The following is a 26581-nucleotide window of genomic DNA, read 5'->3' as shown; positions in this document are numbered from 1 at the left end:
TGTGGCAGGGGCTGGCCCCGATAGTCGACCCCGCTCCCTAGAGCAGCCCGTTCCCGGGCCGCGTCCACGTCGTCCAGGACGGCGACGCCCACCCCGCTCAGGTGCTGCTGATGACCGACGCCGAAGCCGCCGACTGGCTCACCGCCACGGCGGTCGGGGCCCGGCATGCCCGAAGTTGAGGGACCGGTTGGTACCGAAGTCCGACTCCCGATCACTGGGAGCAAGGCGGGCTGGCAGGTCCATTGGGCAGATAGAGTGCGCGTTCACCATAGGTGAGGTCTCTGTGGAGAGCTTGGCAGATCTTTCTGATCGAGCGAGTCGGGTCCGGCAGAGACACATTCCACAACTGCACTGTCTGATCGGCAGCTCCCCAAGCGAGGGAGCGGCCGTCGGGGCTCCAAGCCAATGACTGGATGGCGTCACTGTTCCTGGTGAAGGTGGTGCGTGCATTCCCTGTGGCCGTATTCCAGAGCACGACCTGAGCATCGTCGCCGCCGCTGGCCAGCGTGCGCCCGTCAGGACTGAATGCGACCGTCCCTACGGAGCTTGCATGTCCTGGAAGGAGGCGGGACTTGCGGGTGGTCATGTTCCACAGTCGTACCCTCCCGTCATCGCCGCCGCTGGCTATCGTCCGCCCGTCCGGGCTGAAGTCGACGGACTGAATGCCGCTGTTGAGGTCACCGACGCTCACGGACCGGGATGTACCGGTGGCCACATCCCACAGCTGTATCGCCCCGTCGATGTCGCCGCTGGCTATCATCCGCCCATCCGGACTGAAGACAAGCGACGGCACGGGGCCGAGGTTCCCGGCGAGGATTCTGTATCTGCCAGTTGTCAGGTCCCACAGCCGTATCATCCTGTCTTCCCCGCCGGTGGCCAGCATCCGCCCGTCGGGGCTGAATGCAACCGTGTCCATCGTGCTGGGATGGCGGATCGTGAGGGTTCTGAATCTCTTGGTGAAGACGTCCCACAGCCTCACTGATCCGTCATCGTAGCCGCTCGCCAGCGTGTGGCGATCGGGACTGAATGCGACTGCCGACACACCTGCGGTGTGCCGGCCCAGGAGGCGGGACCCGCCGGTGGCCACGTCCCACAGTCGTACGGCATTGTCGTCGCCGCTGGCCAGCGTCCGCCCATCGCGGCTGAACGCCACCGGATGCACCGCGCCGGCGACTTCGTGCCGGAAGGCGAGATGTTTCCCTGCTGCCGTCTCCCACAGTCGTACTGAGCCGTCGTTGCTGCCGGTGGCCAGTGTCCGCCCATCCCGACTGAACGCCAGTGCTGTGACGGTGTCGGTATGTCCAACGAGTTCCGCGCGAACTTGACTATTCGCCGTGTCCCACAGCTGCACCGTGCCGTCGCCGCCGCCGGTGGCCAGGGTCTGCCCGTCATGACTGAATTCGGCGGCCACGACGCCATGAGCACCGGTGCCAAAGGTTGTCGACTTGCCGGTGGTCAGGTTCCACAGCCGCACTCTCCCGGTGTCGCCGCCGCTGGCCAGCGTCCGTCCATCCGGGCTGAAGGCGACCGAATCCACGGATCCAATGTGGCCATCGAGAAGACGGGACTTGCCGGTGGTGACGTGCCACAGCCGCACCCTCCCGGCGAGGTCACCGCTGGCCAGACTCCGCCCATCCTGGCTGGAGGCCACGGACTGGATGTCAGTGCCCGGAGGTGTGGCTACGGACCTGGACTTGCCGGTGGTCAGGTTCCACAGCCGCACTGTGCGATCGCCGTCGCTGGTCAACGTCTGTCCATCCGGGCTGAAGGCGATCGTGTCCACGGCTCCGAGGTGCCCCGGAAGGAGCCGGGACTCGCCTGTGGCCATGTTCCACAGCCGCACTCTCCCGTCGTCACCGCCGCTGGCCAGCGTCTTTCCGTCAGGGCTGAACTTCACCGAAGTGACCATGCCGCCGGCTTGGTGGACGAAGGTCTGGAGTTTCCCCCTTGTGGTGCTCCACAGCCTCACTTTCCCGTCGTCACCGCCGATGGCGAGCGTGCGCCCATCCCCGCTGAAGGACAGCGTTACCGCAGTGCCGGCGTTGGTGAGCCGGTGTTCAAGCGGGAGGGCCGCAGCCGTGAAGAGACTGCTGACGGCTTCGCTGGTGGGGCTAGTCCGGTAGGCCTGGACTGCCAGCAGCGAGGCCAGGTCGGGACTGGTCTTGAGGAGGCCGGTTGACTCTGCGGCCAGCTGGCTTGAGCGCGCAGATGAGTGTGCGGTGAGTTCCTGGCGTTGCCGCTGCTCACTGATTTGGTATTGGTTCCAGGCGGCCAGACCCGCGAGCACAGCGAGAACGAGAAGGACGGACAGGGTGGCAGCGAACTGACGCAGTCGACGGGCCGCGCGGGCGGCCGCGAAGGTTTCGCGGTCGTGAGCAGCGGTGCTGGCGTTGAGGAACTCCCGTTCGAGAGTGGTGAGGTCGTTCGCGGAGTCGAGGGTGGCGAAGGCGTCCTCTGCGGCGGTGAGCCGGGTGCCGCGATACAGCGCGCCCGGGTCACGGTTGAGGTCGTCCCAGGCCCGTGCGGCTTCGGTGAGCTGACGGTGAAGGCGCAGGCGGTCGCGTGCTTCGTTGATCCATGCCCGCAGCCTCGGCCAGGCAATAATCAAGGCTTCGTGGGCCAGGTCGACGGTGTTGTGCTCGAGGGTGAGCAGGCGGGCGCGGGCGAGGTGTTCGAGGATCTGGGCGGTGTCGTCGGGGTCGCCGAAGTCGAGTTCGGTGCGGGGAGCGGGCCGCCGGGTGTCGGGGGTTCCCTCGCCCGGGGTGATCAGGCGCAGCAGGATGCGGCGTGCGAGATCAGCCTGCGAGGGCGTCAGCTGGGTGTGAACGTTTTCGGCGGTGCGGGCGATGGCACCGTGGAGGCCACCGGCCGCTTCGTAGGCCTGGGTGGTCAGTGCGCGGCCTTTGCGGCGGCGCCAGGTCTCCAGCAGGGCGTGGGACATCAGGGGCAGGGCGCCGGGTTCGTCTTCGACCTCGTTGAGGATGCGCGCGGTCAGGGCGCGTTCCACGATCATTCCCGCGGCCTGGGCGGGCTTGGTGATGGTCTCGCGTAATTCGTCGCGGCTCATAGGGCCGGCCAGCACGGTGCCGTCCTGTAAGGCGGCGGTCAGCGCTGGGTGTTCGGCGCAGCGGCCGAGGAAATCGGCCCGCACGGCGATGACGACCCGCAGACGGCTCGCAGGATCGGTGGCGGCCAGGAGGCGGTCGATGAACTGGTCGCGTTCGGCCGGGTCGGTGCAGAGGGTGTAGACCTCCTCGAACTGGTCGACAATCAGCCACGTCTCACCGTCGGCGTCCTTCGCTATCAGCCGTTGCTCGTGGACGCGCAGGGGATGCTCCCCGGGAGTGAGGACGCGCACCGCAGCCGGCTGCGGACCGGTCGCCTCCGCGCTGCGCAGGCGCGGGATGAGGCCGGCGCGCAGCAGGGAGGACTTGCCGCTGCCCGACGGCCCGAACACAGCAGTGAACCGGCGGGAACGGGACTGCTGAAGCAGGCGTTCGGTGAGCTCATCACGGCCGAAGAACAGCTCGGCGTCGCCGGGCTCGAAGCGGGCCAGCCCCCGGTAGGGAGGTTCTGCTTCTTCGTCTGAGGTGTGAGGCTCAGCAGCCTCTTCCGCGGCTGCCTCATGCCACCGGTCCTCCCATTCCCTCAGGTCACCCTTGCAGGCTCGCACGTATGCCAGCACCACCGGCAGGGTCGGCAGCCGTTCCCCTGCAGCTGCCTGCGACAGGGTGCTTGCTCCCTGCCCGGTGCGCTGCGCCATCACCCTGTAGGTCGGGCTGCCGGCCTCAGCCCGGAGTTTGCGTAATTCGGCAGCGAGCCGCGCCGCCGGTCCCGTACTGGGATCGAGTGGGCTCTCAGGACGTCCTGCCATGGGCAGCTCACCCCTCTTGTCCGCCAGCCTCCCCCGTGGACGCGGCACCAGGCCCGACAAGGTACGCACGCGCGCAGCGAGAGGGCAACACGAAGGCGTCCTCTTTGGTCAACACCGCCGCCATGTCCAGGATGTGCAACGCGGCCATTGATCAGAGCGGTAGACAGCCTGCTCAGGGACGGGCCATGCGCGTAGCGGTAGTTGCTGTCCCCGTGGGCGCGCCCTGCGTACCGATAGCGGGCCAGAGCGCCGCCTCCTCCGATCACGCCCGGCCGGGCTGGCTCAACAAGGTCCTGTGCGACTGCCAGCAGCGCAGGCCAGGGGCTGGCAGGCGGGATCGCTGAGTCCGGTCCGCGACAGGGCGGGCCGGCCGTGGCACTGACGTAATCGGGCTGCTGCACCTGAGGGGGCTAAGGACATCCACGGGACTGCAACTGCGCTACGGCCGTGGCCGACGCACTTCAAGGTGCGTCTCTTCGCTCTGTGGACCGCCCTGCATGCCGACGTAGCAGCAACCAGGGTGTGCTCCATGGGTGGCCGCCGTTCGGATGTCTGCTGGAGCGGCTCGGCGGGCGCGAGAGCCTGCTTCAGTAATCTGCTTGCCTTGGTCGGCTCATGCGGCGCTGGATTCGGCCGGCTGCGCGCCTTGGAGCGGCCGGACAGACTCGAGGTCCTGGCGGTGCAGCTCCTGGCGGAGCCGGGCGAGCGCCCTGTGCAGGGTGCTTTTGACTGTTCCGGGCGCCATGCGGAGGGCGGCGGCCGTCTCTTGGATCGTCATCTGCTCCCAGTGCCGCAGGACGACGACGCTGCGCTGCTGGGGTGTCAGTGTCTTCAGGAGGTCCATCAGTAACTGGCGGTCGGTCTGCTGCTCGGCGGGGTCCTCAATGCTCGTGTCCGGTAGCTGCTCGGTGGGAAGTTCTTCCAGTCTCCGGGCCCGCCACCACTCGGTGCGAGTGTTGATCATGACACGGCGCAGGTAGGCATCCGCGAGCTGTTTGTCCGCTATGCCATCCCAGCGGAGGTACGTTCGTACCAGCGCAATCTGGAGCAGGTCCTGGGCGTCAAACGGGTCGGCAACCAGACGCCGGGCGCTACGCAGCAGAGCGGCATGCCGGGTACGGACGTACTCCTCGAAGTCCAGGACCATGGTGCGGGGTTGGCGGGGGTTCATGCGTGCGGTTCCTTTCGTGCGTGGGCGGCGGCGCCGGGCGGGCTGGTGGGCCCGGCCCGGCGCCGTCCGTTGCTCACCGCCAGGGGCGCTCACCGCTAGGGGAGCGACGCGGTGCATCTGGTGCGGCCTGCGTGGTGGCCGCATGCCTCCGCTTCCAGATGGAAGCCGTTGCCGTAAACGGCCTTGACGGCTCGGGTGTTCTGCGCGCCTCCAGAGTGCACGGTCGCCGAACAGGCGCCGCTGTCGCGCCAGGACCCGCCGTGGTCGATGTCCCAGTAGAGGGTGACCTTGTTGCCCCGGCTGGCGTGCGTGATCGTGGCCCAGTAGTAGCGCGGTCCTCCGGGTCGGTTGCCGTAGCGCAGTTGGATCCGAGTGCTGCCGATCCAGGCCGAGGGGCCGGCGTGCCGCATCCCGGGGCGGAAGTAGGTGTTGGGGTTGACGCTACGGCCACAGGTGCTTGCCACCGTCCGGCTGTCCGGCGTCGTGCGGGGTGTGGCTGCTGCTGCCACGGCCGGAGTGCCGATCAGCAGGGTGGCGGCGACGGCCGCCGCGGTCGTCTTCCTTGTAAGCATGACGCTGTCTCCCGTTGTGTCCGTGTGTCGTGACGCGTGTGTCCGCGCCTCTGAGGAGGGAGCGGGCTGGGCGGCGCGGCGTACGGCCGCCCGGCCCGCCGGGTGGCCGGCGGTCAGCGGCGCAGGTAGTCCCAGGTGTGGCTGCCGACGATGCCGTCCGCGCCGCCGGCAATGTGGTGGTGGCTCTGGAGCCACTTGACCGCCGCGACGGTCTGAGGGCCGAAGCTTCCGTCGACGTCCAGCAAGATGGGGTAGGGGTAGTCCGTGTGCTCGTCGATGATGTCCTGGATCTCCCTGACGGCAGCGGCGTTGGAGCTTCCCTCGCTGATCGTCGCGGCGCCGTAGTAGTAGTCGCACGTATACCCGACGGTGGAGCGGTAGGCGCAGGAGTGCACGGCCGCAGCTTGAGCCGTCGGCCTGGCCGCCTGGGCGACGGCGGACGCATGAGCCGTTACGGGTACGGTGACGAGCAGTCCGGCGGCCAGGACCAGGGCGCTGGCGGCTCGGGTACGGAAGGACGGCATGGGCATGTCTGTCTCCTGGTGGTCAGTACGGCTGGTAGGGGTTGGCGGCCTCCGCGCCGGATTGCGGTGCTCCCGGCAGGTGCCGGTGCCTGCAAGTGGCGTGGCTAGCAAGGGGCTAGCCAATCGACGTTGTCAGCTACGGAGCTGAGCGGAGCTTCACGGTCGAAACGGATGCGCCACCGGGCGGGGTGCCACCTTGCTTGATGGGTTACCTGTTGTTTCGGACCCAGATTTGCGAGGACGGGTGACGAGGATCGGTGCCTACGGCCTGCAGCCTGATGCCACTGCCCTTGCCGCCGAAGGCGTTCTTGGAGGTGTCCTCGTAGAAATCCATCTGGCAGTAACCCCAACGACCACCGCGGAGGTGGTTCAGGCAGGCGCCCGTGCGGTATTCCTTCCACGCTCCGGTGCGGTCCCGCAGGTGGTTCTCCCAGTCAGCGGAGGCCGCCCGCCCCTTCACCCACAGCTTGTCACCGTAGGGCTGAAAGCATGCGCGCGCTCCGGTGGTGGAGACACAGTAGATGATGTTGTGCACAAAGTCCGGCGTCCCGGCCACGGCGAACTTGGCTACCGCACTTGGGGATACGTCGCCAGCAGAGGCAGGGGTGGCGGCGATGATGCCACTGCCGCTGAGCGTGAGTGCTGCAACAGCGATGGCGGCGTGCCTGACAGGACGCATGTAGTTCCCCTTCTGGGTGGATGTGAGCAGTGGTCGGGTGCTGATTGCTGCCGCTGAGGGCTTTCTGGAATGGCTGGTGGTGCTCGCGTCCCAGGTCTCATCGGTGAACAGCCGGACCCGATATGCGGTCCGCGCCGTACGACCTCGACTTTTCCGGCCCGTGAATTGAATGGGCAGCCGGTCTTGCCACCCTGATCAATGACTGCGCCGCAGCTCATGGGCGTGGCGTGCAGGGCTGACCAAAGAAGCCCGCCTGTGCTTGCCGTTGCCACATCGGTGCGCGTAGCTTCACGGACCACAGCGCTGCCTCCACGGGGAAAGCGGCGCAGGGGGTGATGTCGATGGCGGGACGTCCGGAGAGTCCGCTCGATCCAAATGCCGGGCCGGTTCAGCGGTTCGCTGCTGAGTTACGCAAACTCCGGGTGGAGGCCGGGAGCCCGACGTACCGGCTGATGGCGCAGCGCGCGGGGCAGGGAGCGAGCACGCTGTCGCAGGCGGCCGCGGGAGAACGGCTGCCGACCCTGCCGGTCGTCCTCGCTTATGTCCATGCCTGCGGCGGCGACCCGGGGGAGTGGGAAGAGCGCTGGCGCCAGGCATCTACGGACGCGGCGGCCGAACCTCGAACCGAGGATGAGGACGCAGAGCCTCCTTATCGGGGCCTGGCCCGCTTCGAGCCCACAGATGCAGATCTGTTCTTCGGCCGCGACGAACTCACCGAGCGCCTGTTCCAACAGGCCTGCTCCCGCCGATTCACCGCCGTCTTCGGCCCCTCAGGCAGCGGAAAGTCCTCCCTGCTCCGGGCCGGCCTCATCCCCCGTCTGCGCACCCTTGACCAGGCCGGGCCGCGGCCGGCCGCCCTGCGCGTGCTCACCCCGGGCGAGCACCCGATGCGCACCCACGCCGAGCGCCTTGCGCCGACCGGCGGGGACGGGGACACGTGGCTGATCGTGGACCAGTTCGAAGAGCTCTACACCCTGTGCACGGACTCCGGTGAACGCGAACAGTTCCTCGACCACCTCCTGGCCGCCACTGACCCAGCCAGTCGGTTGCGTGTGGTCATCGCGGTACGCGCCGACTTCCTCGGCCGCTGCGCTGAACACCCGCAACTGACTGCCGCGCTGCAGGATGCCACCGTGCTGGCGGGCCCGATGAGCCGGGACGAACTGCGCGAGGCCATCGTCAAACCCGCTCAGAGCGCCGGTCTCATCGTCGAGCGTGCACTGTCGGCCCGCATCCTCGAGGAGGTCGACGACGAACCTGGCGCGCTTCCGCTGATGTCGCACGCTCTGCTGGAGACGTGGCGTCGCCGCAAAGGCCGCGCCCTCACGCTCGAAGCCTATGAGGCGGCGGGCGGCTTGCACGGTGCGATCGCCCGCACAGCAGAAGACGCCCATGCCCGCCTCACCCCGGCCCAGGCCGACCTAGCCCGCCGGATCATGCTGCGGCTGATCACCCCCGGCGAGGGAACCCCCGACACCCGACGGCCTGTGCCCCGCACGGAGCTCGCCTTCGACAGCCCCACCGACACGGCCATCGTCCTCGACCGCCTCGCCCGTGCCCGCCTGCTCACACTCGACCACGACACCGTCGACCTCGCCCACGAAGCCCTGATCACCGCCTGGCCGCGCCTGCGGCAGTGGATCGACGATGCCCGCGAACGCCTGCGCCTTCACCGCCAACTCACCGAAGCCGCCCAGACCTGGAACGACCTCGATCGTGACCCGGGCGCGCTGTACCGTGGCGCACGGCTGGATACGACGGAGGACGCGTTCACCACTGCCGGGCACAGACGCGAACTGACCGCGTTGGAGGAGGAGTTCTTCACCGAAAGTCTGGGCGCACGCGACCGAGAACAGCGGGCAGCCGAGCGCACGACCCGCCGGCTGCGGGCACTCGTGGCCGGTCTGACCGCCCTGGTGCTCGTGGCATGTGCCGCGGCGACGGTCGCCTTTCAGCAGCGTGCCGCCGCCCGGGCCGAGCGGACCACGGCGGTGTCCCGGCAGATCACGGCGGAGGCGGACCGGTTACGCGGAGCAGACGTCCCGGCCCAGACACAGAACGTGGCCCTGGCAGCCCTGCTGGATGTAGCCTCTTATCGGATGCGCCGGAACACGCAGACCTACACCAGCCTGGTGAGTGCGGCGAACTCCGGCCTGTTCACCGATGTCCCGGAGCCGGACCGGACGGCCGGGGGAGAGATCGTATCCGCCCGCAACGGCGCACGACTCGCCCACGACAAGGACCGACACATCCTCGCCGTCGCGGGGGCTGGCGATGTCGTGCGGCTGTGGGACACGACCCGCTTCACGCACCCCAGGCGCGTCGGTCGGTCCCTGCAGGGCAGCGTGGTGGCCTTGGCCCCGGACGGCAGGGTGCTGGCCACCAGCGGGGTCAGCAGTGGCGTCCGATTGTGGGACGTCTCCGATCCCGCGCGGCCCGTCCGGCTGGGTACGGTCCCTGCGCCTGGCGATGACGATGTCACTTCTCTGGCGTTCGGGCCCGACGGTCACCGGCTCGCGGTGGGCACCGACAGCACCGCCCTGTGGGACGTCGGCGAGCCCCGGCACCCCATACGGCTCGCCGACTCTCTGACCGGGGCCGTGCCCGCATTCGAAAGGAACCGGAAGCTCATGGCCACGGCCGACACCGACGACGGCACGGTACGGCTGTGGGACACCTCCCTACGGGGCCGGCCGCACGCCGTCGGGACGTTGCACACCCGGGCGGACCACGAGAGCGTGCTTGTCTTTAGCCCCGACGGGCGGTACCTGGCCACGAACGGTCCCGGTATCGGCCAGGTCCGGCTGTGGGACGTGCATGAGCCGGACCGCCTCACCTACCGCAGTCTCACGATCGGCACGTCTGACGGCACCGACGCCCAGGACGTGGCCTACAGCCCCGACGGCCGCATCGTGGCCGTCGCCGGGGGCAACGGCATTCAGCTCTGGAACGACGACACCATGGAACTGCCCGAGCGGCTGGGACAAGCGCTGGGACAGCGCTCGTCCGCCGGGATCACGATGGAGTTCTCCCCCGACGGGCGCAGCCTGATCGCCGAGGACAGCGTGATGAGGATCTGGAGTCTGCCGCCGGGAGTGCTGCTCGGTTGCGGCACCTGGAGCGCCGCCGGGTTCGCCCCGGACGGGCGGACCATGGCGACGGCTTGCACGGAGAACGGGCCGGTGCGGCTGTGGGACACCAGCGATCCGGGTGATCCGCGCCCTCTGGCCAGCTCTCTGCCGGGCACCGCAGCGGAGTTCACCCCGCGCGGGCACCTGCTAGCCGTCATCTCGCCCGACGGCGGCGTACGCCTCTACGACGTGTCCCGCCCCGCACGGCCGCGAGCGCTCGGTCATCTCGCCCCGGGCCACGACGACACAGTTGTCCTCCTGGCCTTTACCTCGGACGGACACAGACTGGTCACCCACGAGGAGACCAGTGACCAAGTGAGCGCCATCGGGGCGGACATCGGGGACGGTGACGGCAAACTGGGGTTCGAGCCCCTGGATGACGGCGTCCGCATCCGCACTTGGAACATCGACGACCCCCGGCACCCCAGGGAGGAGGGGCGTGCCGCCGTGCTGGAGAGGAACGCCGGGGCCGGACCGCTGGCGCGCAGCCCGGACGGTCATCTACTCGCGGTTGTCGACCAGGACCGGCGCATTCTCCTGTGGGACATCACCGACCCCGCGCACCCGATCCGCCGCGGCAGGTCCTTCGTCGGCGACGTGGTGACGTTCGCCCCCCACGGCCACACGCTGGCCATCGGCAGCTCCGACGGCACGATCCGCCTGTGGAACACCTCCGACCCTTCCCATGTCACCCCGCTGGGCGCCGCGCTGGACGCGGGCGGATCGGTCACCGGCGCAGCGTTCCGTCCCGACGGGCACCGGCTGGCCATCGGCACGGGCGACGGCATGATCAGGCTCTACGACGTCACCCATCCCGCGCATCCCACCACGGTGGGGGACCCCGTGGTGGGACACACCGAGGAGATCGACACCCTGGTCTTCACATCCGACGGTCAGGTTCTTGCCACCGGGGGCCTGGACGGCACCACCCGATTGTGGCCGCTGAACGCCGAGCAGGCCATCCACCGCATCTGCACGGCCACAGGAAGCGCCCTCGCCCGTGACCAGTGGCGTCGCCACGTGGCAGAGGCCCCCTACCGCAACCCTTGCTCCTGACTGGCGCTCTGGTCCAGCCGGCGCCGCTGGCCCGACCCGCGTCAGCAACCGCGCGCCGCGGTTTTGCCGATCCGGTTAACGCTCGGAGGCGGGTTTGCTGGGGTCTGTGTAGCGAACGGTGGAACTCGGTCGGTTTTGTTCAGCGGCGTCCGACGGTGAGCCTTCGAACCGGAGGAAGCGTACGAACTCCGCCCAGGCCGCCTCCCAGAGCCGGACGATCGCCGGATACTTCCCGCCCCAGGCATCGCTGAACTCCACGAACCGTTCCAGCGCGGCCTCCTCAGCCGGCGCGGTGTAGACGGGCCTGAGTTTGACGTTTATGGTCCGGCATCGAACGCGACTCGAACTTGATCAGCATTTTCGCAGTTCAGCGGACATGAAGGCGGCCTTCCTCTGATCCTTTGCTCCGTCACAAAGTGGATCAGCGCGAAGGCCGTGGTCGTGAGTCTGGTGCATCAGGGTGTCCTGCAAGATGCGTTCTCGGAAGTGTCACGCTTCCGGACGGAGTTGTACGCGTGTCTGACCGGGCGGGGCGACGCGTTGTTCGAGTTGTGCGACGCGTTGCTGTGCACGGACGGGCCGGTGAGGACACTGGTCGACCTGGCGCTCGCGCCGGAACACCGCCGCGGGCACGGGGCTCTCTACGGCGGTCTCAACCAGGGGCGGATCGACGTGGCCCGGTTGCGCCGCGCACTGGTGTCCGGGCCGCTGCCGCGGGCCGCGGACGGCCGGATCGTGCTGGCCGCGGACGTCTCGCCGTGGCTGCGGCCGAACGCCGACACCTGCCCTGACCGGGCCTTTTGCCACACCTTCGGCCGCGGAGGGGCAAAGCACCAGATGATCCCGGGCTGGCCTTACTCGGTCGTCGCCACGCTGATGTGCTCCCGGGTCCCGGCCTCCGGGTACGGGACCGTGAGTGCCCTGTGGAATGTCGCCTACGACGCGGGCATGGGCTTCGGCGCAATCGGCTTCGGCTCGGTGGCGGGCCTGACCGGCTACCCCGGCGCCTTCGTCCTGACGGGCGCCCTGATGCTGACCGCCCTCGTCCCAGCCTGGTGGGACCGGGCGGCCGCGGGCAGACACCAGCCAACGGGGGCCGCGGACCCGGCGGCGCCGCGAGAGGAGAAGAAGAAGCAGTGATGAGCTCGATCTGTTGGATCTTGAACACTGCGCTGTTGACGGCTCGCATATCCGGGCCCTCAAAGGGGGGGGATCACGTCGGCCCCTCACCAGTCGACCGCGCTCGTCCCGGCTCCAAGCACCACCTGATAGTCGACCGGCACGGAACCCCGCTCGCCGTCACGCTCACCGGCGGAAACCGCCACGACGTCACCCAGTTACTGCCGCTGCTCGACGCGGTCCCGTCGATCCGGGGGCTGCGAGGACGGCCTCGCCACAAGCCGCGGCACCTGTATGCCGGCCGTGGCTACGACTTCGACAAGTACCGTCGCCTGCTGTGGAAGCGCGGCATCAAGCCGCTGATCGCCCGACGCGGTGTCGCCCACGGCTCGGGACTGGGTAAAATCCGTTGGGTGGTGGAACGGGCCTTCGCCTGGCTGCACCAGTTCAAACGACTCCGGATCCGCTACGAACGACGCGCCGACCTCCATCAGGGCCTGCTTGAGCTGGCCTGCAGCCTCATCTGCCTCCGTCGCCTGTGCACCTCACGACGAAGCGAGCGGTCAGTTGAGGATGATCGGATTGGTGAGTGCGGCGACGTGCCCGTTGGGGTGGCGGACCTCGATGCGGACGAACGCCGACTGCTCCGCTGTGGTGTCCCATTGCGCCGCTCCCGCCCCGTCACCGGGAAGAGATGCCCGGTGGACCTTCCCTCGGTCGGTGTGGAAGCTGACGGTCCCCGCCGGCACACCTCGTACTGCTGCCCGGACTTCCACCTGCCCACCATGAGTCACAAGCCGCTCTCCCACCCCGGCAACGCGACCATCGGCATTGGCGGTGAACGAAACGTCCACGTCCGCCGACTCGGCGATCCAGCTGCGGCCGGCGCGGATCCCGGCCAGGACCGCCTCGGTGCTCAGCTCCTCGGCGAAGACCACGGTGTGAGGGATGCCGATCTGCCCTTCCAGGTGGGTGTCGCTGTTGCCCATCGCCGGCCGCCACGAGCCCGTGCGGATGTCCGCCGCGAGGCTCCACCCCCATTCGGCCAGAGCTGCCTCGTTGTCAGCGTTCCAGGGCCGGTCCGAAGTCCACAGTCCGTTCCACACCTCCACCACGTCGAAGCCGAGGAAGGGGAACATGAAGTCGCCCGAGGGGTAGGGCGCATGCGGGTGCGCGGCAACGCACAGGCCCCCTGCTCGGTGGACCTGGTCCAGGCACTTGTTCACCAGTCCGTCCCCGACCTGGTGGTTCCAGTCGACGACCTCACCGGGATTGAGGCCGAGCGCGAGCCAGTGCCCGGTCTTCGTGGTCACCTCTTCACCGAGGAGGATCAAGAAGTCGTCGGCGGCCAGATGTCCCCAGGCACCCGGGGCCGCGGCTGAGTTGTGCTCCGTCGTCGCGATGAAGTCGAGCCTGGCCGCACGCGCCCGAATGGCCAACTCTTCGGGGGTGAGTTCCCCGTCCGAGCGGACGGAGTGGACATGACAGTCCCCGCGGTACCAGGCCGCCCCGCGTCCGACTGCCCGCGTCGGCGGGAAGCTCAAACTCGACAAGGTTCTCCTCCCAGAGTCCTGTCGACCCAACGCGCCGCCAGGGCAACCCGTTCCATCGCCCACTGAGCACCATCTCAGTCGAAAGGTCAGACCAAGATCTCATTCTGAAACGATCAGTTAAAGCCTTGCCTCGGTGATCTTCTCCGGCTCACCGAGCGGGATGTCGCGCATGCCGCGCAGCGGTGAGAAGAACAGCCAGAGCCCAGCGCAGCAGCCCCCGCAGACGGCGATCCACAGGGTGGTATGGACGCCGAGGGCGCTGGCGAGCGCGCCGCCGACCAGGCCACCCAGCGGAAGCGTGCCCCAGTTGATCCAGCGTGCGGCGGCGCTGACCCGGCCGAGTACCTCCGGCGGGCAGGCGGCCTGGCGGTAGCTGGTCAGCGAGATCCCGGTGACGGTGGAGGAGAACGTCCAGGAGATCCAGCCGACGCCGAACAGCAGCACCCACCAGCCGTGCCCGGCCGCCGGGATCAGCAGCCCCGGCAGCGACAGCACGGTCATCGCGATCCAGCTGATCCGCGCCGAGCCGACACTGCGGGCGAGGTACCGCGCGGCCACCCCGCCGGCCACCCCGCCGACGGCACCCAGCGCCAGCAGCAGCCCGACCAGGCCGGGCCGCAGGTGCAGGGTGCGGATCAGGAACACCGGGCCAAGGGTCTCCACCATGATGACGAAGAAGTTGGCGGTGCCGTTGAAGGCCACCGAGTTCCGCAGAATGGGGTCGCGGGTGACGTAGCCGAGCCCCACCCGGATCTCCGACCAGAGAGGGGGCCGCGGACCGGCTTCGCCCCGGGCCCGGCGCGGCTCGCGGGTACGGATCGCGCTCAGCGCGCCCGCCGACGCCGCGAAGGAGAGCGCGTCGGCGGTCATCGCCCCCGCCGCGCCGACCAGCGTGACCAGCCCGGCGCCGAGACTGGGCCCGGCGATCTGTGCGACCGACTGGGAGGAGGCCAGCTTGCCGTTTCCGTCCATCAGTTGGTCGCGGTCGAGAAGGAGCGGCAGATAACTCTGGTAGGCCACCGCGAAGAACACGGAGAAGACGCTTGAGATCAGCGCGACGGCGTAGAGCTGGGCGAGCGTCAGCACCCCGAGGACGTGGGCCAGCGGCACCGAGCCGATCACCAGCAGCAGGGCTAAGTTGCACGTGATCATCAGGGAGCGCTTGGCGACCCGGTCCACGATGGCGCCGGCCGGCAGCGCCACCAGCAAATACGCACTCGTCTCGGCCGCCGACAACAGACCGACTTGGAAGGCGGAGGCGCCCAGCACGACGACGGCCACCAACGGCAGGGCGAGAACGGTAACCTGCGACCCCATCTCACTGACCGTCTGGCCACTCCATAACAACAGGAACTCGCGATGATGCCAGATCGACGGAGACTTTCCTTCGGTGTTTGCCATTCGGCCGATAGTGTCATCCACCGCAACCACTGTCACCGGGTGCTCCCGGGGCTGCGGAACTCGGGTGCCTCAGCGGCCACGTCCAGGGGGACGGCTTCGAGTCCTGCCTTTGTGATCTTCTCAGAGCCGTCGACAATCGCGTCCATCGCGGCGCCCCGCACCTGGTGGGAGAGCGCGCCGATCATGCCGCCGGTGCGGTCGTGGAAGTAACGGTCCAGCTTTGCAAGGGTATTGGGCTTGTACCGCCGCAGGCTGCGAGTGTCTTCCATGGTTGCGACCAGTCCCCGCCACTGGCTGCTGTAGGGGAAGGGAGGGGTAGGGATCAGGGTGAAGCGGCCTTCAACGTCACGGCCAGAGCCGACACCGCGAGACCCCCGCGTAGACGACACCATTCCCCGGGAAGCACGCATCATCGGTGCCCTGGCCAGGCTCTATGCCGTCCTCGTCTCCCGCATCGTCCAACTGACCACCGACCGTTTCCGTCGTGACCACAACGGCGCCTGCCTCGCCCTCGGCTGCCACCCCGTGCTCCTGCCGCCGAAGCTGGCCCTCCTTTTCGAGGAACAGATCGCCCAGCCTGTGACCGACTCACGGATGCGCCAGCAGTTCGGCAACGACGTCAGCTACCTCTTCCCGGGCAAGGCACCGGGCAGGCCACGGAACGTGGTCGGCACCCACGACCTCCTGAACCAGTACGGGCTACCCGCCCTCTCCGCCCGCACCACCGCCATGATCGAAGCGGTGACCAGCCCCCCTCCCATCGTGGTCGCCGACCTCTTCGGAATGCACCCCAGCACGACCCAGAGATGGGCGAACTATGCCAAAAGTGACTGGAGCGCCTACCTCGCAGCCCATATGGCCACCAAATAGGGGACGGCTTGCTGCCTTCTGCAGTCAGGGGTTCCTCAGGGTCGATCTCAGGGGTGGTCCGGAGGTGAGGATGCCGCATGCAGCCCTAACGTGCGTATGGCGGATGAGCAATGCCCCACGGAGAAGGCGAGCGAGTGTTCCGGAACAAGGCTTTCAAAGCATCGCGATCACCCAGCCCTGCACTGGCCCCGGACTTATCCGGGGCCAGTGCCGCGAGCGTTCGCGAGGTCGTCACCCTGACCACTCTGCACAAGACATACGGCAGCACCGATCACCGCATCACTGCCCTGGCCGGGGTCAGTCTGTCCTTCCTCACCGGCACGTTCACCGCGATCATGGGGCCGTCGGGCTCGGGTAAGTCGACGCTGCTGCAATGCGCGGCAGGTCTCGACCGGGTCGACACGGGCCAGGTCCTGCTCGACGGGGCGCCGCTGCACAGGCTTTCCGAGCGCGCGCTGACCGAGCTGCGCCGCGAGCAGATGGGATTCATCTTCCAGTCCTTCAACCTGATTCCGGCGCTAACCGCCCGGCAGAACGTGGAACTGCCGCTGCGGCTGGCCGGGCGGGAGATCGACTCGGCGGCCATCGACCGGGGCCTTGCCGATGTGGGCCTCGCCGAGCGTGGCGGACACCGGCCCGCCGAGCTCTCCGGCGGCCAGCAGCAGCGGGTCGCCATCGCCCGCGCCCTGGTCACCAGACCCAAGGTGATCTTTGCGGACGAGCCGACCGGCGCGCTGGACTCACGCACCGCGCGCGACGTCCTGGCGCTGCTGCGAGGCGTGGTGGAGCAGCACGGGCAGACGGTGGTCATGGTGACACACGACCCGGTGGCCGCCTCGTACGCGCAGCGTGTGGTCTTCCTCGCCGACGGTCAGGTGAGCGGTGAACTGACCGAGCCGACGGCCGAGTCCGTCGCCTTGCGGATGGCCCAGCTGGAGCCGGGCGAGAGCGGGACGAAGCCGTGCTGAAGATCGCCGCAGCCACCCTGCGCCACCGTCTGGTGGACTTCGTGGGCGCCTTCGTCGCCCTCGCGCTTGGTACCACGGTGATCGGCATGATGACGCTGACTCTGGCGGCGACCTTCGGGACGCCGCACCCGGGGCCGCAGCGGTTCAAGGACGCCTTGGCCGTGGTGGCGCCACGGGGCTTCGACGGGAACCCCATGAAGGCGCCCGCGATTCTTCCGGCGGACCTCGTCGCCAAGGTGACCGCGGCGGGGCACGCCACGCCCGACCGCAGCTTCCCCGCGCGGCTCGCCACCGGCCCCTCGGACACCACCGGCCACCCCTGGTCCTCGGCCCGTTATGCGGGCTACGGCTTGGTGGCCGGGCGGGCGCCCAGCGGCACGGGCGAGATCGCCGTGGGCGGTGGCAGCAAGGCGCTGATCGGGCATCAGACCGAGGTGGTGACGCGTGACGGCGTGCGCCGCTACCGGGTGGTGGGCGTCACCGGCGCGCTCTGGTTCGAGAACGCGGTCTTCTTCGACGACGCGGAGGCGGCGCGGCTCTCCCGGGGCGTCAACGCGCTCGTCATCGACCAGGACGCGGGCCGGCTCTCTTCGCTCGTGGGCGGCCGGGCCGTGGTCCTCACCGGCGACGACCTGACGCGGATCGACCCTGATGACACCGGCGGGTCCGCGGCACTGGCCAACGCCCAGGCGATGGCGGGCAGCACGACCGGACTCGCCGTGTGCGTCGCCGTGTTCGTCGTCGTCGCGACCTTCGCCTTCGCCACCGAGCAGCGCCGCCGTGAACTGGCGCTGCTGCGGCTGGTGGGCGCAGCGCCCCGGCAGGTGAGGCGCATGGTGCTCGGTGAGGCCCTGCTGATCGGCCTGGCCGCGGCGATCACCGGATGCGTACTCGCGCCGCTCGGGACCGTACCGCTGCGCTCCTGGATGCTGGACCACGCTGTGGCCCCGTTTTGGTTCACCATCCCCTTCAACGTCGTGCCGTTGTTGTTTTCCTTCGTCGTCGGCGTGGCCGCGGCGCTGGCCGGTTCGGCCGCGACCCTGCTGCGCGTCTCGATGATCCGGCCGATCGAGGTGCTGCGCGAGAGCGCCGTGGAACGCCGCGGGATGACGCCGATCCGCTGGCTGCTGGGGATTGGCATGCTGGCGGGTGCGGTCGTCGCGGGCATCGAGATCGCCAGGATCTCGCCGTATCTGGCGGCCACCGTACGCAGGTACGAGGCGGTCCCGGTTCTCTACGTGGGTGCGGTCACCCTGCTCTCGCCGGTCCTGCTGCGTCCGGTCACCCGGCTGCTGATCGGTCCGCTGAGCCGCTCGGCCAAGGCCGGCCCGCTGCTGGTGCGCGAGAACCTCCTCACCTCCCGGCGCCGCACAGCCGCCACCGTGGCGCCGATCGTGGTGGCCGTCGGTCTGGTGGGCACGCTGCTGACCATGCAGAAGTCCAGCGACGCTGCAGTACTCGCCCGGCAGCGGCAGGAGATCCACGCGTCGGCCGTCGTGGTGCCCGGCGGCGATCTGGGGCTCGACGCGAGGACCCTGGACCGGCTCCGGGCCGTGCCCGGCGTCCGGGTCACCCCGGTGGCCGCCGTGAACGTCCGGATCGGTACGGCCCACGGCGAGCAGATCGACTCGCTGACGACGAACGCGGTTCCCAGGAAGGCGATGGGCGACACCGTCCGGCCGCTCGTGCTCTCCGGCTCTCTCGCCTCGCTGCCCGAGAACTTCCTGGTCATCGACGAGCACGCGGCCGAATCCGACGACCTGTCGGTGGGGCAGCACGTGGTCGCCCTGCTGCCGACCGGCCGACGGGTCCCGACCGTCATCGCCGCCGTCGTCGCGCGCGGCCTGCACGGGGACGACACCTACATCTCTTCCGCACTGGCCGGCACATTGACGATAAGTCAGGTCTACCTCGACTCGGCGGTCGGCACCGGCAGGAAACTCGACGCGCAGCAGACGGCCGCGGTGAACCAGGCACTGGCGGACTCAGGCGCCCACGTCATGACATACGACGCCTACCTCAAGGCCCAGCGTTCGCACGCCGCGCGGCAGACGAACAACGCCGCGGTGGTGATCCTGGGGATTGCGCTGGCGTACGCGCTGATCGCGGTCGCCAACACGCTGATCATGGCGATGGCCGGACGGCGGCGCGAGTTCGCCCTGCTCGCACTCGTCGGCACCGGGCGCGGACAGATCATGAAGGTCGCCGCGGCTGAGACCGCCGTGGCGGTGGTCGTCGGCACAGCCCTCGCCGCCGTGGCGACCGTACTGGCCGCGGTGACCCAGCATGCCTCGCTGAGCAGGCTCGTGACGGCCGCTCCGACGGTGATCCCATGGAACCAGATAGGGGGGACTGTCGCGATCTGCGCCCTCGTCGCCCTGGCCACCGCGTCGGCCGCGACCTGGAGTGCAAGCCGTCGGCCTGCGATCAAGGCCGTAGGCATCCGTGAATAGCACACCCTCGCAATACTGCCCCTCCACCAGTTGGACGGCGGCGTGAAGGCGACGGAGTACCGGGTGCGGGTCCGCACGCCCGACCATGTGCGGCCGGTCAACGGTGTCGACTACGACCAGGTCGCCACCGAGCGGCTGGAGCCGTCACCGAAGTCGGCGGTCCGCGAGGCACTCGGGGAGCGCCGGCCTTCGGGCGGGTGCTGGCTAAGGTGTGTGAGGGGCCGGGCCCGGCCCACGGCGTGCTGCACGCGCCGGACTGCGAAGAGGCCCCGCAGGGCGCACCGCCCCTCGATGTGGGGCACGCGTTGAACGTCGCGGAGAACCCGGGGACGCGGCTGTGCACGCGGTACGGACGCGCTCCGGAGCGACGCCGATACTGAGCGGGTTCGACCACATCACCGACTCCTGACCTGCCGTGGTCGGGTCTGTGGTCGGGGCAGCCGGTGCCGTGGTCGGGCCTGTGGTCAGGGTGTGTCGGCAAAGCGGTAGAAGCGGCAGCTCACACCCGGGCCGGGCATGCGGGGTTCGCCGGGACGCGGGCCGTACAGGGCGCGGCCGCTGGCGCCGAACTGTCAGCTCGGTCATCAGTGCGACGCCGGTCTGGACCTCGTCCGCTGTCCAGCCGGTGATGTCGAGCAGCAGCCCGTCGAGCGGACCGCCGACCAGTTCGGCGTAGTCGCGGTGCGGGAGCGGGCCCGGGTAGTCGTGGTCGGTGCCGTGACCCGGCCGCGCAGCATCTGCTCGTCATCACGGTCCGTCCGTTCAGCCTGGCAGCCGCCACTGAGAGCCCGGGTCACGTGAGGCCGTAGGCCGTCGTCTCACGCAGACCGCCCAGACCGAGGGATGGGCGGTCTAGCGATCTTCGACGATGAAGCACGCTCGTTGGTAGAGCTCGTCGAACGTGATGATCTCGACGTCCTGGATCGATGTCCGGTAGAGCTCGAAGGAGTTGATCTTCTCCGGGTTGACGGCACGTGTGAGTGAACTCGCGCAGACTGCCGATCACCACGACCTGCCGGGGCCGGGTAGTGGACAGTTTGACCTGCTGGGCCTTGCTGACGGTCTTCTACACCTGCGCCCCGCCGCCGCCCAGTTCTTTTGATGCCTGGTAGAGGCCCGCGCGGTACGGGGTCTTGGCGCTACGGCCGCGTCGACCTGCTCTGCATCGACGAACTCGGCCACATGGAACTCGACCAGCGAGGCGCTGAACTGCTGCTCCAGGTCCTGACCGAACGCGAAGAGAAGAAGCGTCGCCATCGTCTCCAACGAATCCTTCAGCGGCTGGACGAAGACCTCCACCGACCCCAGGCCCTGCGCGGCCATGGTCGACCGCCTCACCTTCAACGGCGCGATCATCCAGACAGGCACCGAGTCCTACCGCCTCGCCCACACCAAAGCCCTGGCCGAGCAGACCGCAGTCAGCTGATCCTGTTCGAGCACCGGACATACCTGGAGACCGCTGACGTCAACGCAAGTCCTCCCCCGGGTCGATAACCCAGTGGTTGGTCGCGAAGACTCGCCCTGCGAAGGACGTCTCGACCTGGGAGAGGAAGCGGAACCCGACGGAACGGCAGATGCCGTTCGAAGCCGCATTGTTCGTCGCCGGAAAGGCATGCACCAGGCCCCAACGGTCCTGGTCCCTGGCCTGCTCCAGAAGGGCGCGGACGGCGCGTTTACCGAGGCCCTGGCCTTGAAATTCAGGAAGAACCATCCAACCGATCTCGGAGATCGGCCCGTCGCTGGTGTCGTGGGACCAGACAGTCACCGTCCCCGCCACTACCTCCGGGCTGATCCCATCGGGAACGATCATCTTGAACCAGGCAAGGTCGTCTGCTGCCTGACGGGCATCCCGACGGACCTTGTCCGCCATCCCCTCACGCGGGAGAGGCCCACCCAGGTCAGCCATCATCACGGGGTCGCACCGCATCCGAATATAGGCATCGACGTCGTCCGGTGAGACGTTGCGCAGCTGCACCTACTCCTCCTCGGTTTCTCGGGGATGCTCCCACGGTCCGAGACGGCGATCACCAACGCCCCCCATCCCTTCGCCGGCGCGGCCCGCAACGGCGTCTGAGTGACATCAATTTTCGGTTCCTGCACAGATCTTGGAGACCGGTCGCAGAGGGGGACAGCGTCGTTCGATTGAAAGGGTGGTCGCGAGCCCGGCTGTCCGGCTCTGTAGCCGACGGCCGAGAGTAGGGACAGCATGACGCCCATAAGGGGGCGGGGCCCGGAACCTGGATGCGCGACCAGAAGCTATGACCCTCGCCGAGGCAGCCAGATCCATCCAGCGCCAGAGGTTGCCGGCGAACTCCGGTGTCACCGCAAAGAACCTTTCCAGCGTCACAACGCACGCCTTCGAGGGCGCGCGGCCGCAGAGGGGCAAGTATCCGCTGGTGGTCCTCTCACCCGCGTACGAGGACCCGCGCATGACGCTCACCTCGCTCGCGACCGACCTGGCCAGTCACGGCTACGTCGTCGCGCTCGTCGGACACACCTACGAGGACAGCGGCGAGACGCTGACGAACGGCCAGACGCCGCCGTGCGCGATCTGCGATGACCCGGCGCTCGACTTCGACTCCGTCACCGCCAGCCGCGCGCTGGACGTGTCCTCGACCTGGCCATGGCCGTCATGCGCTTGCCGCCCGGCGTGACTTGAACGACGAGGCTGTGGTGTACCTCTCCGACGCCGATTGCAACGCACGGATCAGTTTTGAGGCGGCGCTGGCTGCTTCTGCTGCTGGAGCGTTCCTGCCTCCGAGATCCGCGCCGCGCACACCGCCGAGTTGAGCACGGCTCTCCTGGGGCCGAGACTACCCCGACCGCCGTGGTGGGCCCCTCGCGGCGAGGACGCGGTGACGCTGTCCGCCGCCGGGAGCGTGTACGAGTTCGCCCCGGCCGCTGAGGCTGTGCTGCGCCCGCTGATCGACGGACGCTCCCTGACCGCCGCCAAGTTGCGGGCAATCACTCGTGTACTCGCCTCCCCCTGACCCGGACACCGAAAGCCGCATGCGCGCCCACCACTCCCGCACCGCCGACGGCCAACCGGCTGGCTGCGGCTGGTATCCGTCCACGACGCCGTCGACGACGGCACCGCCTACCGGGCGGAGCTGTCGGTGCGCGTCGACCAGCCGGTCCTGTGCGACGACCCGATCCTCCGGCACGACCTCCAGCTGCCGGACTCCTGGTGGGCCGACCTCGCCGGGACGCTGGAGAAGGTGTCGGCCGTCGACACCGACCGCGTCGCCGTGCGACAGCAGTACATGGACCGGGCCATCCCCCAGTTCGTCGGCATCCCGGCACGCGCCGTCACCTGCTGGACCACCGCCCACTCCGACGTGCACTGGGCAAACCTCACCGATCCCCTGCGCCTCTTGGACTGGGAGGGCTGGGGCCAAGCACCAGAGGGGTTCGACGCCGCCAAGCTCTACGCCTACACCCTGCTCCAGCCGGACACCGCCGCCTGCGTCCGCGCCGTCTTCCCGATCCTGGGCAGCCCGGCCGGCCTCGCCGCCGAAGCGACCATGTGCGCCCAGCTGCTCCAGACTGTGGCCCGCGGCGACAACCTGGACCTCGAGGACCGACTCCGAGACTGGTCCGAGGAACTCCGCCGGCGCTGACGGCAAGGGCCGTCCGGAGCTCGTTGCCGCAGCTCGTTCCCGGATGCGGGGGGAGCTTCGGCGGCTGACGCTGGAGGCATGAGGGGCACAGCCACATGGTCGGGCACGATCGCTTTCGGAATGGTCGCGATCCCCGTCCAGCTCTACGCGGCTACCGAAGAGCACACCGCGCAGCTCCATGAGATCCACACCCCTGACGGCAGCCCGGTCCAGCACCGCCGCTTCTGTGCCGCGGAGGGCCGCGAGATCCCCTATTCCGAGGTCGGGCGCGGTGTCGCCCTCCCCGACGGCCGCATGCTGCCGCTGTCCGAGGACGACCTCGCCCGCCTGCCCTTGCCGACCAAGCACACGATCACGGTGGCGGGCTTCATCGAGCCGACGGGTGTGGTCCCGATCAGCTACGACCGGCCGTACTACGTCGCTCCCGCAGCGCCGGAGGCGGAGCGCCCGTACGCACTACTGGTGGAGGTCCTCTCACGGACCGGGCTCGTGGCCATGGCCAAGATCGCGATCCGCAGCCGCGAACGCAGGGCAGTGGTCCGGCCGTACGCCGGAATGCTGCTGTTGCAGACCTTGCGCTGGCGCGATGAGATCCGCGACCCCGGGGACCTCGCCCACCTGGTCCCCGCCGTGCCGCTCAGCGACCGCGAGCGCCGCTGGCGGAAGTGCTGGTGAAAGAAATGATCGGCGTTGACGACAGCGTGGACCACGACCGGTACGCCCACGCCCTGGAGCAGCTGGTCGACGCCGTCGTCGCGGGAGACAAGCCGGCCGAACCACCTCAGCCCGAGCCTGCCGTCGATCTCATGACCGCGCTGGAGCAGAGCGTTGAGGAGGCACGAGCCGCTCGGCATCCCACGAAGCACCCCTCGAAGGCCGACCGGAAGGGCACGTGATCAGCCCGCCCATCCGATGTCACGGACCTCGATCGCTCCGGCGTGCGGCATGTACTGGATCCAGCACCGCCGACCGAACGCCTCCCGGATCTCCTTCACGGAGGCCGGGTCGCGCGCATCGGGCCTGGCCCGCGGATCCATCCGTGCGACTTCCACGAGCGCCATCACCTCCGCAGCCGGGGGTCCATCTCCAGTAGTTGTTGGTCGGTGCGGTAGATGCCGCCGGCGAAGTGTTCGGTTGCCGAGCGCAGGCGCACGGGGTCGACTCCATAGGTGGCGAGCGTGCCCACGATGACGTAACGCTGGTCCGGAACGTGGTGGTTGGCTCCTTTGCCGAATCCCGGAGGACGGGGCGTGCCGGGACGCAACCGCACGATGAGTACGTTGGAGTGGTTGGCGATTTTGTGCAGTACGCCCACGCACTCGATATCGGCCCAGGACACGCAGGCCGAACGCTTTCCGTGGTGGACTCTCAGTCCCTGCCCGTCAATGATCAATTCGTAGCGGACTCTCTCCGCAGCGACGAACGCCAGGGCGATGAGACCGACAAGCCCCAGCACGACTGCGGCCCCGATCAGCAGGACGCGCCAGCCACCGAAAACCAGTGTCAGTGTCACTATGCCGACGAGGAAGACGACGGCTGTAATGGTGTCGCGGTGGTCGTCCGCAGGCGGGCTGGCCGGCGGCGTCCGGCGGAAACGAACTTCGTCCGCGCCGTCGGTTGCCGCCTTCGTATCCGTTCCGGGTGGCTGGGCGGGGCCGCGGACGAGGGCGATGTCCCCGGCGGCGTTGACGGAGCGCTTTTGCGGCCGCGGCAGCCCGGCCCCCTGCAGCAAAGTGTCGATGTGCTGGTGGATGTCGTCCAAAGTCAGTGGTTCCGGCTGGTTGAGGGCGTCCAGCAGGGCTGCGGTGAAGGCGGTGTGCCGTTGTCCGGGTGGTGCGTGGGAGGGTGCGGTGGCCGTGGTGGAGGTGAAGGTGTAGGTGCCGCTCAGGTCGAGTTGGGCCGACAGCAGGCTGGCCGATCCGGCCATGGCAGCCACCGCGCGGCCTGAGAAGCAGCAGTCCAGCACCAGGATCCTCAGACGTGCCCGGGCCCGGCCGAGGTAGCGTTTGACCAGGTCGACCGGGACGCCGGTGAAGCTGACATGTCCGGGGTCGGTGGAGGACAGGGCGAGATGGAGCAGCCCGTCCTCGTCCAGCAGTCCGTGTCCGGTGTAGTAGACGAGCAGCAGGTCTTCTGCCTCGCGTGCGGCTTGGGCAAGTGCCATGCCGACGCTGCGGTGATCGCCCGGATCGGCCAGCACCCGGCAGTGTTCCGGCGGCAGGATTCCGTGTGTCTGATCCGTGAGCGCGGAGCGAAGATCCGCGAGGTTGGACTTCACGGCGGGAATCGCGGGCAGATCGATGTCGTCGAAATCGCCGCACCCGATGAGGACCACCCGGGAAGCGGCACCGTCGGGGAAACGCGGCGCGCTCTGCCTCACTCCTGCCCGCCCTCCAGCAGTTGCCCGACCGCCCCGATCACCGCCTGCGGATCGCTGGTCCGGCGCACCTCCACGGTGACCTCCCGCCCATCGCCGCGGCTCACGTGCACGGTGACGTCCGCACGGCGTTGCACCAGCCAGGTCGACAAGGAACGGGCCAGCACAGCTCCCGCTCCGCCGGAGCCCAGCGTCACCGCCAGCACGTCCAGCGCGGCCCCCATCTGCCCCGGCTGCGGAGTCCGGACCAGCAGCTCCACCCGGCCCCGCAGCGCCTCCTCCTCAGCCAGCCAGTCCCGCAGCGACACCAGATGCGTCTCCGTCGCCTCACCCGGCTCGGCGGACACCCGCAAGATGCACCGTGTGGACGGCGTTTCGCTGTCCTCGCTTTTCTCCATGGGGCCATGGTGCCAACAACAGCGACTGAACGCCCCGGACGCCTCACATCCGTTGGCGCCGGGGATGCGGTGCGGCCCGCACATCAGCGTGCCCGGCGGCCAACTGGTGGGCACCCACGGCCGGCCGTTGATGCCGGAGCACGGTCGGGGTCGCGGCGCTGCAACTCCTGACGGAGCCGTATAAGGGCCCGGTGCAGTGTGCTCTTGACCGTTCCGGGGGCCATGCCGAGGGCGGTGGCTGTCTCCTGTGTGGTCATCTGCTCCCAGTGCCGCAGCACCACGACGCTGCGTTGCTGGGATGTCAGCACGCGCATCATGTCCAGCAGCAGTGCGCGGTGGGCGTGCTGCTCGGCGCAGTCCCCGACGGGCGCGTCGGGAAACTGATCGATGGGGAGCTCTTGCAGTTTCTGGGCCCGCCACCACTCTGTGCGAGTGTTGATCATGATGCGGCGAACGTAGGCGTCCGCGAGCTGCTTGTCCTCTATGTCATCCCAGCGACCGTACGTTCGCAGCAGCGCGGTCTGCAGCAGATCCTGAGCGTCCAGCGGATCATGGACCAAGCGCCGGGCCCTGCGCAGCAGAGCATCATGCCGCGCACGCACGTACTCCTCGAAGTCCAGCACCGGGGCAGGGGTATGCGCATGCACGGTTGGATGCCTTTCGTGAACGGCTGTGAGCGGCAGGAGGACCGTGGCGCGGCCGATGCGTACCCCCGTAAGACATCGGCCGCGCCTCGTGCGGTCTGGCGGGCAGGAACTCGCCGCCCCGGCTCGCGATGCCCTGCGCATCAGCGGACGAGGCTCAGAGCGGCACAT

23 protein-coding genes and 5 pseudogenes are annotated in these 26581 nt (G+C 68.8%); 13 read left to right on the top strand and 15 right to left on the bottom strand.

Going from position 1 to position 26581, the window contains the following annotated elements; genetic code table 11:
- Window positions 1–211: 211 nt before the first annotated feature.
- The 5 genes from ACFY0F_RS28995 to ACFY0F_RS28975 all read right to left on the bottom strand — a co-directional run bounded on the left by ACFY0F_RS28995 (window position 212) and on the right by ACFY0F_RS28975 (window position 6820).
- Entirely contained in the window at window positions 212–3763 is a 3552-nt protein-coding gene (locus ACFY0F_RS28995) for a hypothetical protein (protein ID WP_388800493.1), read from the bottom strand.
- Between the two features lie 724 nt (window positions 3764–4487).
- Window positions 4488–5045: a SigE family RNA polymerase sigma factor gene (locus ACFY0F_RS28990; RefSeq protein ID WP_388800490.1), complete on the bottom strand. Its 558-nt coding sequence runs from the start codon at window positions 5043–5045 to the stop codon at window positions 4488–4490.
- 95 nt (window positions 5046–5140) lie between these two features.
- Window positions 5141–5617 (bottom strand): hypothetical protein, encoded by a 477-nt coding sequence (locus ACFY0F_RS28985; RefSeq protein ID WP_388800487.1) that lies wholly within the window; start codon window positions 5615–5617, stop codon window positions 5141–5143.
- Window positions 5618–5730: 113 nt separating this feature from the next.
- Entirely contained in the window at window positions 5731–6147 is a 417-nt protein-coding gene (locus ACFY0F_RS28980; RefSeq protein WP_388800484.1) for a peptidoglycan-binding protein, read from the bottom strand.
- A 202-nt stretch (window positions 6148–6349) separates the two neighbouring features.
- The gene (locus ACFY0F_RS28975) at window positions 6350–6820 is read right to left on the bottom strand and encodes a hypothetical protein (protein WP_388800480.1); all 471 of its coding nucleotides are present in this window, start codon (window positions 6818–6820) and stop codon (window positions 6350–6352) included.
- Between the two features lie 422 nt (window positions 6821–7242).
- Here ACFY0F_RS28975 and ACFY0F_RS28970 point away from each other — a divergent pair, with 422 nt between their 5' ends.
- Window positions 7243–11007 (top strand): hypothetical protein, encoded by a 3765-nt coding sequence (locus ACFY0F_RS28970; protein WP_388800477.1) that lies wholly within the window; start codon window positions 7243–7245, stop codon window positions 11005–11007.
- Between the two features lie 162 nt (window positions 11008–11169).
- Here ACFY0F_RS28970 and ACFY0F_RS28965 read toward each other — a convergent pair.
- A pseudogene (locus tag ACFY0F_RS28965) lies at window positions 11170–11337 on the bottom strand (transposase); the annotation flags it as partial.
- A gap of 111 nt (window positions 11338–11448) precedes the next feature.
- On the opposite strand from ACFY0F_RS28965, the pseudogene ACFY0F_RS28960 reads away from it, so the two are divergent.
- Window positions 11449–11883 (top strand): annotated as a pseudogene (locus ACFY0F_RS28960) (transposase); the annotation flags it as partial.
- A gap of 277 nt (window positions 11884–12160) precedes the next feature.
- Window positions 12161–12665: pseudogene (locus tag ACFY0F_RS28955) on the top strand (IS5 family transposase); the annotation flags it as partial.
- A gap of 24 nt (window positions 12666–12689) precedes the next feature.
- Here the strand turns inward: ACFY0F_RS28955 and ACFY0F_RS28950 are convergent.
- From ACFY0F_RS28950 to ACFY0F_RS28940, 3 genes are all read right to left on the bottom strand, one after another.
- Window positions 12690–13670 carry a CehA/McbA family metallohydrolase gene (locus ACFY0F_RS28950; protein WP_388800877.1) on the bottom strand — a complete coding sequence of 327 codons (981 nt, stop codon included), beginning with the start codon at window positions 13668–13670 and terminating at the stop codon, window positions 12690–12692.
- A gap of 126 nt (window positions 13671–13796) precedes the next feature.
- A complete protein-coding gene (locus tag ACFY0F_RS28945) occupies window positions 13797–15080 on the bottom strand; it encodes an MFS transporter (protein ID WP_388800474.1) in 1284 nt (427 codons plus the stop codon).
- Between the two features lie 32 nt (window positions 15081–15112).
- On the bottom strand, window positions 15113–15349 hold the full coding sequence (locus ACFY0F_RS28940; protein WP_388800471.1) for a hypothetical protein: 237 nt from the start codon (window positions 15347–15349) through the stop codon (window positions 15113–15115).
- A 58-nt stretch (window positions 15350–15407) separates the two neighbouring features.
- Between ACFY0F_RS28940 and ACFY0F_RS28935 the strand changes: the two genes are divergently transcribed.
- The 4 genes from ACFY0F_RS28935 (at window position 15408) to ACFY0F_RS28920 (ending at window position 19751) form a co-directional block, all read left to right on the top strand.
- Complete coding sequence (locus ACFY0F_RS28935) at window positions 15408–15950, top strand: hypothetical protein (RefSeq protein WP_388800468.1); 543 nt, start codon at window positions 15408–15410, stop codon at window positions 15948–15950.
- 134 nt (window positions 15951–16084) lie between these two features.
- Entirely contained in the window at window positions 16085–16918 is an 834-nt protein-coding gene (locus tag ACFY0F_RS28930) for an ABC transporter ATP-binding protein (protein ID WP_388800465.1), read from the top strand.
- Window positions 16912–19371 (top strand): FtsX-like permease family protein, encoded by a 2460-nt coding sequence (locus ACFY0F_RS28925; protein ID WP_388800462.1) that lies wholly within the window; start codon window positions 16912–16914, stop codon window positions 19369–19371. Before ACFY0F_RS28930 ends, ACFY0F_RS28925 begins: the two co-directional genes overlap by 7 nt.
- 197 nt (window positions 19372–19568) lie before the next feature.
- A complete protein-coding gene (locus tag ACFY0F_RS28920) occupies window positions 19569–19751 on the top strand; it encodes a DUF6233 domain-containing protein (RefSeq protein ID WP_388800459.1) in 183 nt (60 codons plus the stop codon).
- 84 nt (window positions 19752–19835) lie between these two features.
- Here ACFY0F_RS28920 and ACFY0F_RS28915 read toward each other — a convergent pair.
- Window positions 19836–20108 (bottom strand): annotated as a pseudogene (locus ACFY0F_RS28915) (hypothetical protein).
- Window positions 20109–20508: 400 nt separating this feature from the next.
- Here ACFY0F_RS28915 and ACFY0F_RS28910 point away from each other — a divergent pair.
- A pseudogene (locus tag ACFY0F_RS28910) lies at window positions 20509–20797 on the top strand (ATP-binding protein); the annotation flags it as partial.
- A 39-nt stretch (window positions 20798–20836) separates the two neighbouring features.
- Here the strand turns inward: ACFY0F_RS28910 and ACFY0F_RS28905 are convergent.
- The gene (locus ACFY0F_RS28905; RefSeq protein WP_388800456.1) at window positions 20837–21346 is read right to left on the bottom strand and encodes a GNAT family N-acetyltransferase; all 510 of its coding nucleotides are present in this window, start codon (window positions 21344–21346) and stop codon (window positions 20837–20839) included.
- Window positions 21347–21629: 283 nt separating this feature from the next.
- On the opposite strand from ACFY0F_RS28905, the gene ACFY0F_RS28900 reads away from it, so the two are divergent.
- The 5 genes from ACFY0F_RS28900 (at window position 21630) to ACFY0F_RS28880 (ending at window position 23887) form a co-directional block, all read left to right on the top strand.
- Window positions 21630–22025 (top strand): hypothetical protein, encoded by a 396-nt coding sequence (locus ACFY0F_RS28900; protein WP_388800453.1) that lies wholly within the window; start codon window positions 21630–21632, stop codon window positions 22023–22025.
- 201 nt (window positions 22026–22226) lie between these two features.
- Window positions 22227–22361: a hypothetical protein gene (locus tag ACFY0F_RS28895; RefSeq protein ID WP_388800450.1), complete on the top strand. Its 135-nt coding sequence runs from the start codon at window positions 22227–22229 to the stop codon at window positions 22359–22361.
- Window positions 22362–22487: 126 nt separating this feature from the next.
- Window positions 22488–22991 (top strand): hypothetical protein, encoded by a 504-nt coding sequence (locus ACFY0F_RS28890; RefSeq protein ID WP_388800447.1) that lies wholly within the window; start codon window positions 22488–22490, stop codon window positions 22989–22991.
- A gap of 78 nt (window positions 22992–23069) precedes the next feature.
- A complete protein-coding gene (locus ACFY0F_RS28885; protein WP_388800444.1) occupies window positions 23070–23666 on the top strand; it encodes a Ku protein in 597 nt (198 codons plus the stop codon).
- 5 nt (window positions 23667–23671) lie between these two features.
- Window positions 23672–23887 (top strand): hypothetical protein, encoded by a 216-nt coding sequence (locus ACFY0F_RS28880; protein WP_388800441.1) that lies wholly within the window; start codon window positions 23672–23674, stop codon window positions 23885–23887.
- Here ACFY0F_RS28880 and ACFY0F_RS28875 read toward each other — a convergent pair whose 3' ends face one another.
- The 4 genes from ACFY0F_RS28875 to ACFY0F_RS28860 all read right to left on the bottom strand — a co-directional run bounded on the left by ACFY0F_RS28875 (window position 23888) and on the right by ACFY0F_RS28860 (window position 26389).
- Window positions 23888–24043 carry a hypothetical protein gene (locus ACFY0F_RS28875; protein WP_388800891.1) on the bottom strand — a complete coding sequence of 52 codons (156 nt, stop codon included), beginning with the start codon at window positions 24041–24043 and terminating at the stop codon, window positions 23888–23890. It abuts the gene before it with no gap.
- 8 nt (window positions 24044–24051) lie between these two features.
- Window positions 24052–25155, bottom strand: a complete 1104-nt coding sequence (locus tag ACFY0F_RS28870) for a caspase family protein (RefSeq protein WP_388800875.1) — start codon at window positions 25153–25155, stop codon at window positions 24052–24054.
- Between the two features lie 212 nt (window positions 25156–25367).
- Window positions 25368–25766 (bottom strand): hypothetical protein, encoded by a 399-nt coding sequence (locus ACFY0F_RS28865; protein WP_388800438.1) that lies wholly within the window; start codon window positions 25764–25766, stop codon window positions 25368–25370.
- A gap of 83 nt (window positions 25767–25849) precedes the next feature.
- Window positions 25850–26389, bottom strand: coding sequence for a SigE family RNA polymerase sigma factor (locus ACFY0F_RS28860; protein ID WP_388800434.1), 540 nt, complete (start codon window positions 26387–26389; stop codon window positions 25850–25852).
- Window positions 26390–26581 lie beyond the last annotated feature (192 nt).

It is taken from the genome of Streptomyces sp. NPDC001544 (assembly GCF_042894285.1).
Lineage (GTDB): Bacteria > Actinomycetota > Actinomycetes > Streptomycetales > Streptomycetaceae > Streptomyces.
The sequence above is the reverse complement of the archived record's forward strand: the minus strand, read 5'-3'. Positions and strand labels throughout refer to the sequence as shown.

Coding starts and splice junctions, on each gene's coding strand:
- ACFY0F_RS28995 (WP_388800493.1), bottom strand. CDS start 3,763: ATGGCGCAGCGCACCGGGCAGGGAGCAAGCACCCTGTCGCAGGCAGCT.
- ACFY0F_RS28990 (WP_388800490.1), bottom strand. CDS start 5,045: ATGAACCCCCGCCAACCCCGCACCATGGTCCTGGACTTCGAGGAGTAC.
- ACFY0F_RS28985 (WP_388800487.1), bottom strand. CDS start 5,617: ATGCTTACAAGGAAGACGACCGCGGCGGCCGTCGCCGCCACCCTGCTG.
- ACFY0F_RS28980 (WP_388800484.1), bottom strand. CDS start 6,147: ATGCCCATGCCGTCCTTCCGTACCCGAGCCGCCAGCGCCCTGGTCCTG.
- ACFY0F_RS28975 (WP_388800480.1), bottom strand. CDS start 6,820: ATGCGTCCTGTCAGGCACGCCGCCATCGCTGTTGCAGCACTCACGCTC.
- ACFY0F_RS28945 (WP_388800474.1), bottom strand. CDS start 15,080: ATGGCAAACACCGAAGGAAAGTCTCCGTCGATCTGGCATCATCGCGAG.
- ACFY0F_RS28940 (WP_388800471.1), bottom strand. CDS start 15,349: ATGGAAGACACTCGCAGCCTGCGGCGGTACAAGCCCAATACCCTTGCA.
- ACFY0F_RS28900 (WP_388800453.1), top strand. CDS start 21,630: ATGACCCTCGCCGAGGCAGCCAGATCCATCCAGCGCCAGAGGTTGCCG.
- ACFY0F_RS28885 (WP_388800444.1), top strand. CDS start 23,070: ATGAGGGGCACAGCCACATGGTCGGGCACGATCGCTTTCGGAATGGTC.
- ACFY0F_RS28880 (WP_388800441.1), top strand. CDS start 23,672: ATGATCGGCGTTGACGACAGCGTGGACCACGACCGGTACGCCCACGCC.
- ACFY0F_RS28870 (WP_388800875.1), bottom strand. CDS start 25,155: ATGGCACTTGCCCAAGCCGCACGCGAGGCAGAAGACCTGCTGCTCGTC.
- ACFY0F_RS28865 (WP_388800438.1), bottom strand. CDS start 25,766: ATGGAGAAAAGCGAGGACAGCGAAACGCCGTCCACACGGTGCATCTTG.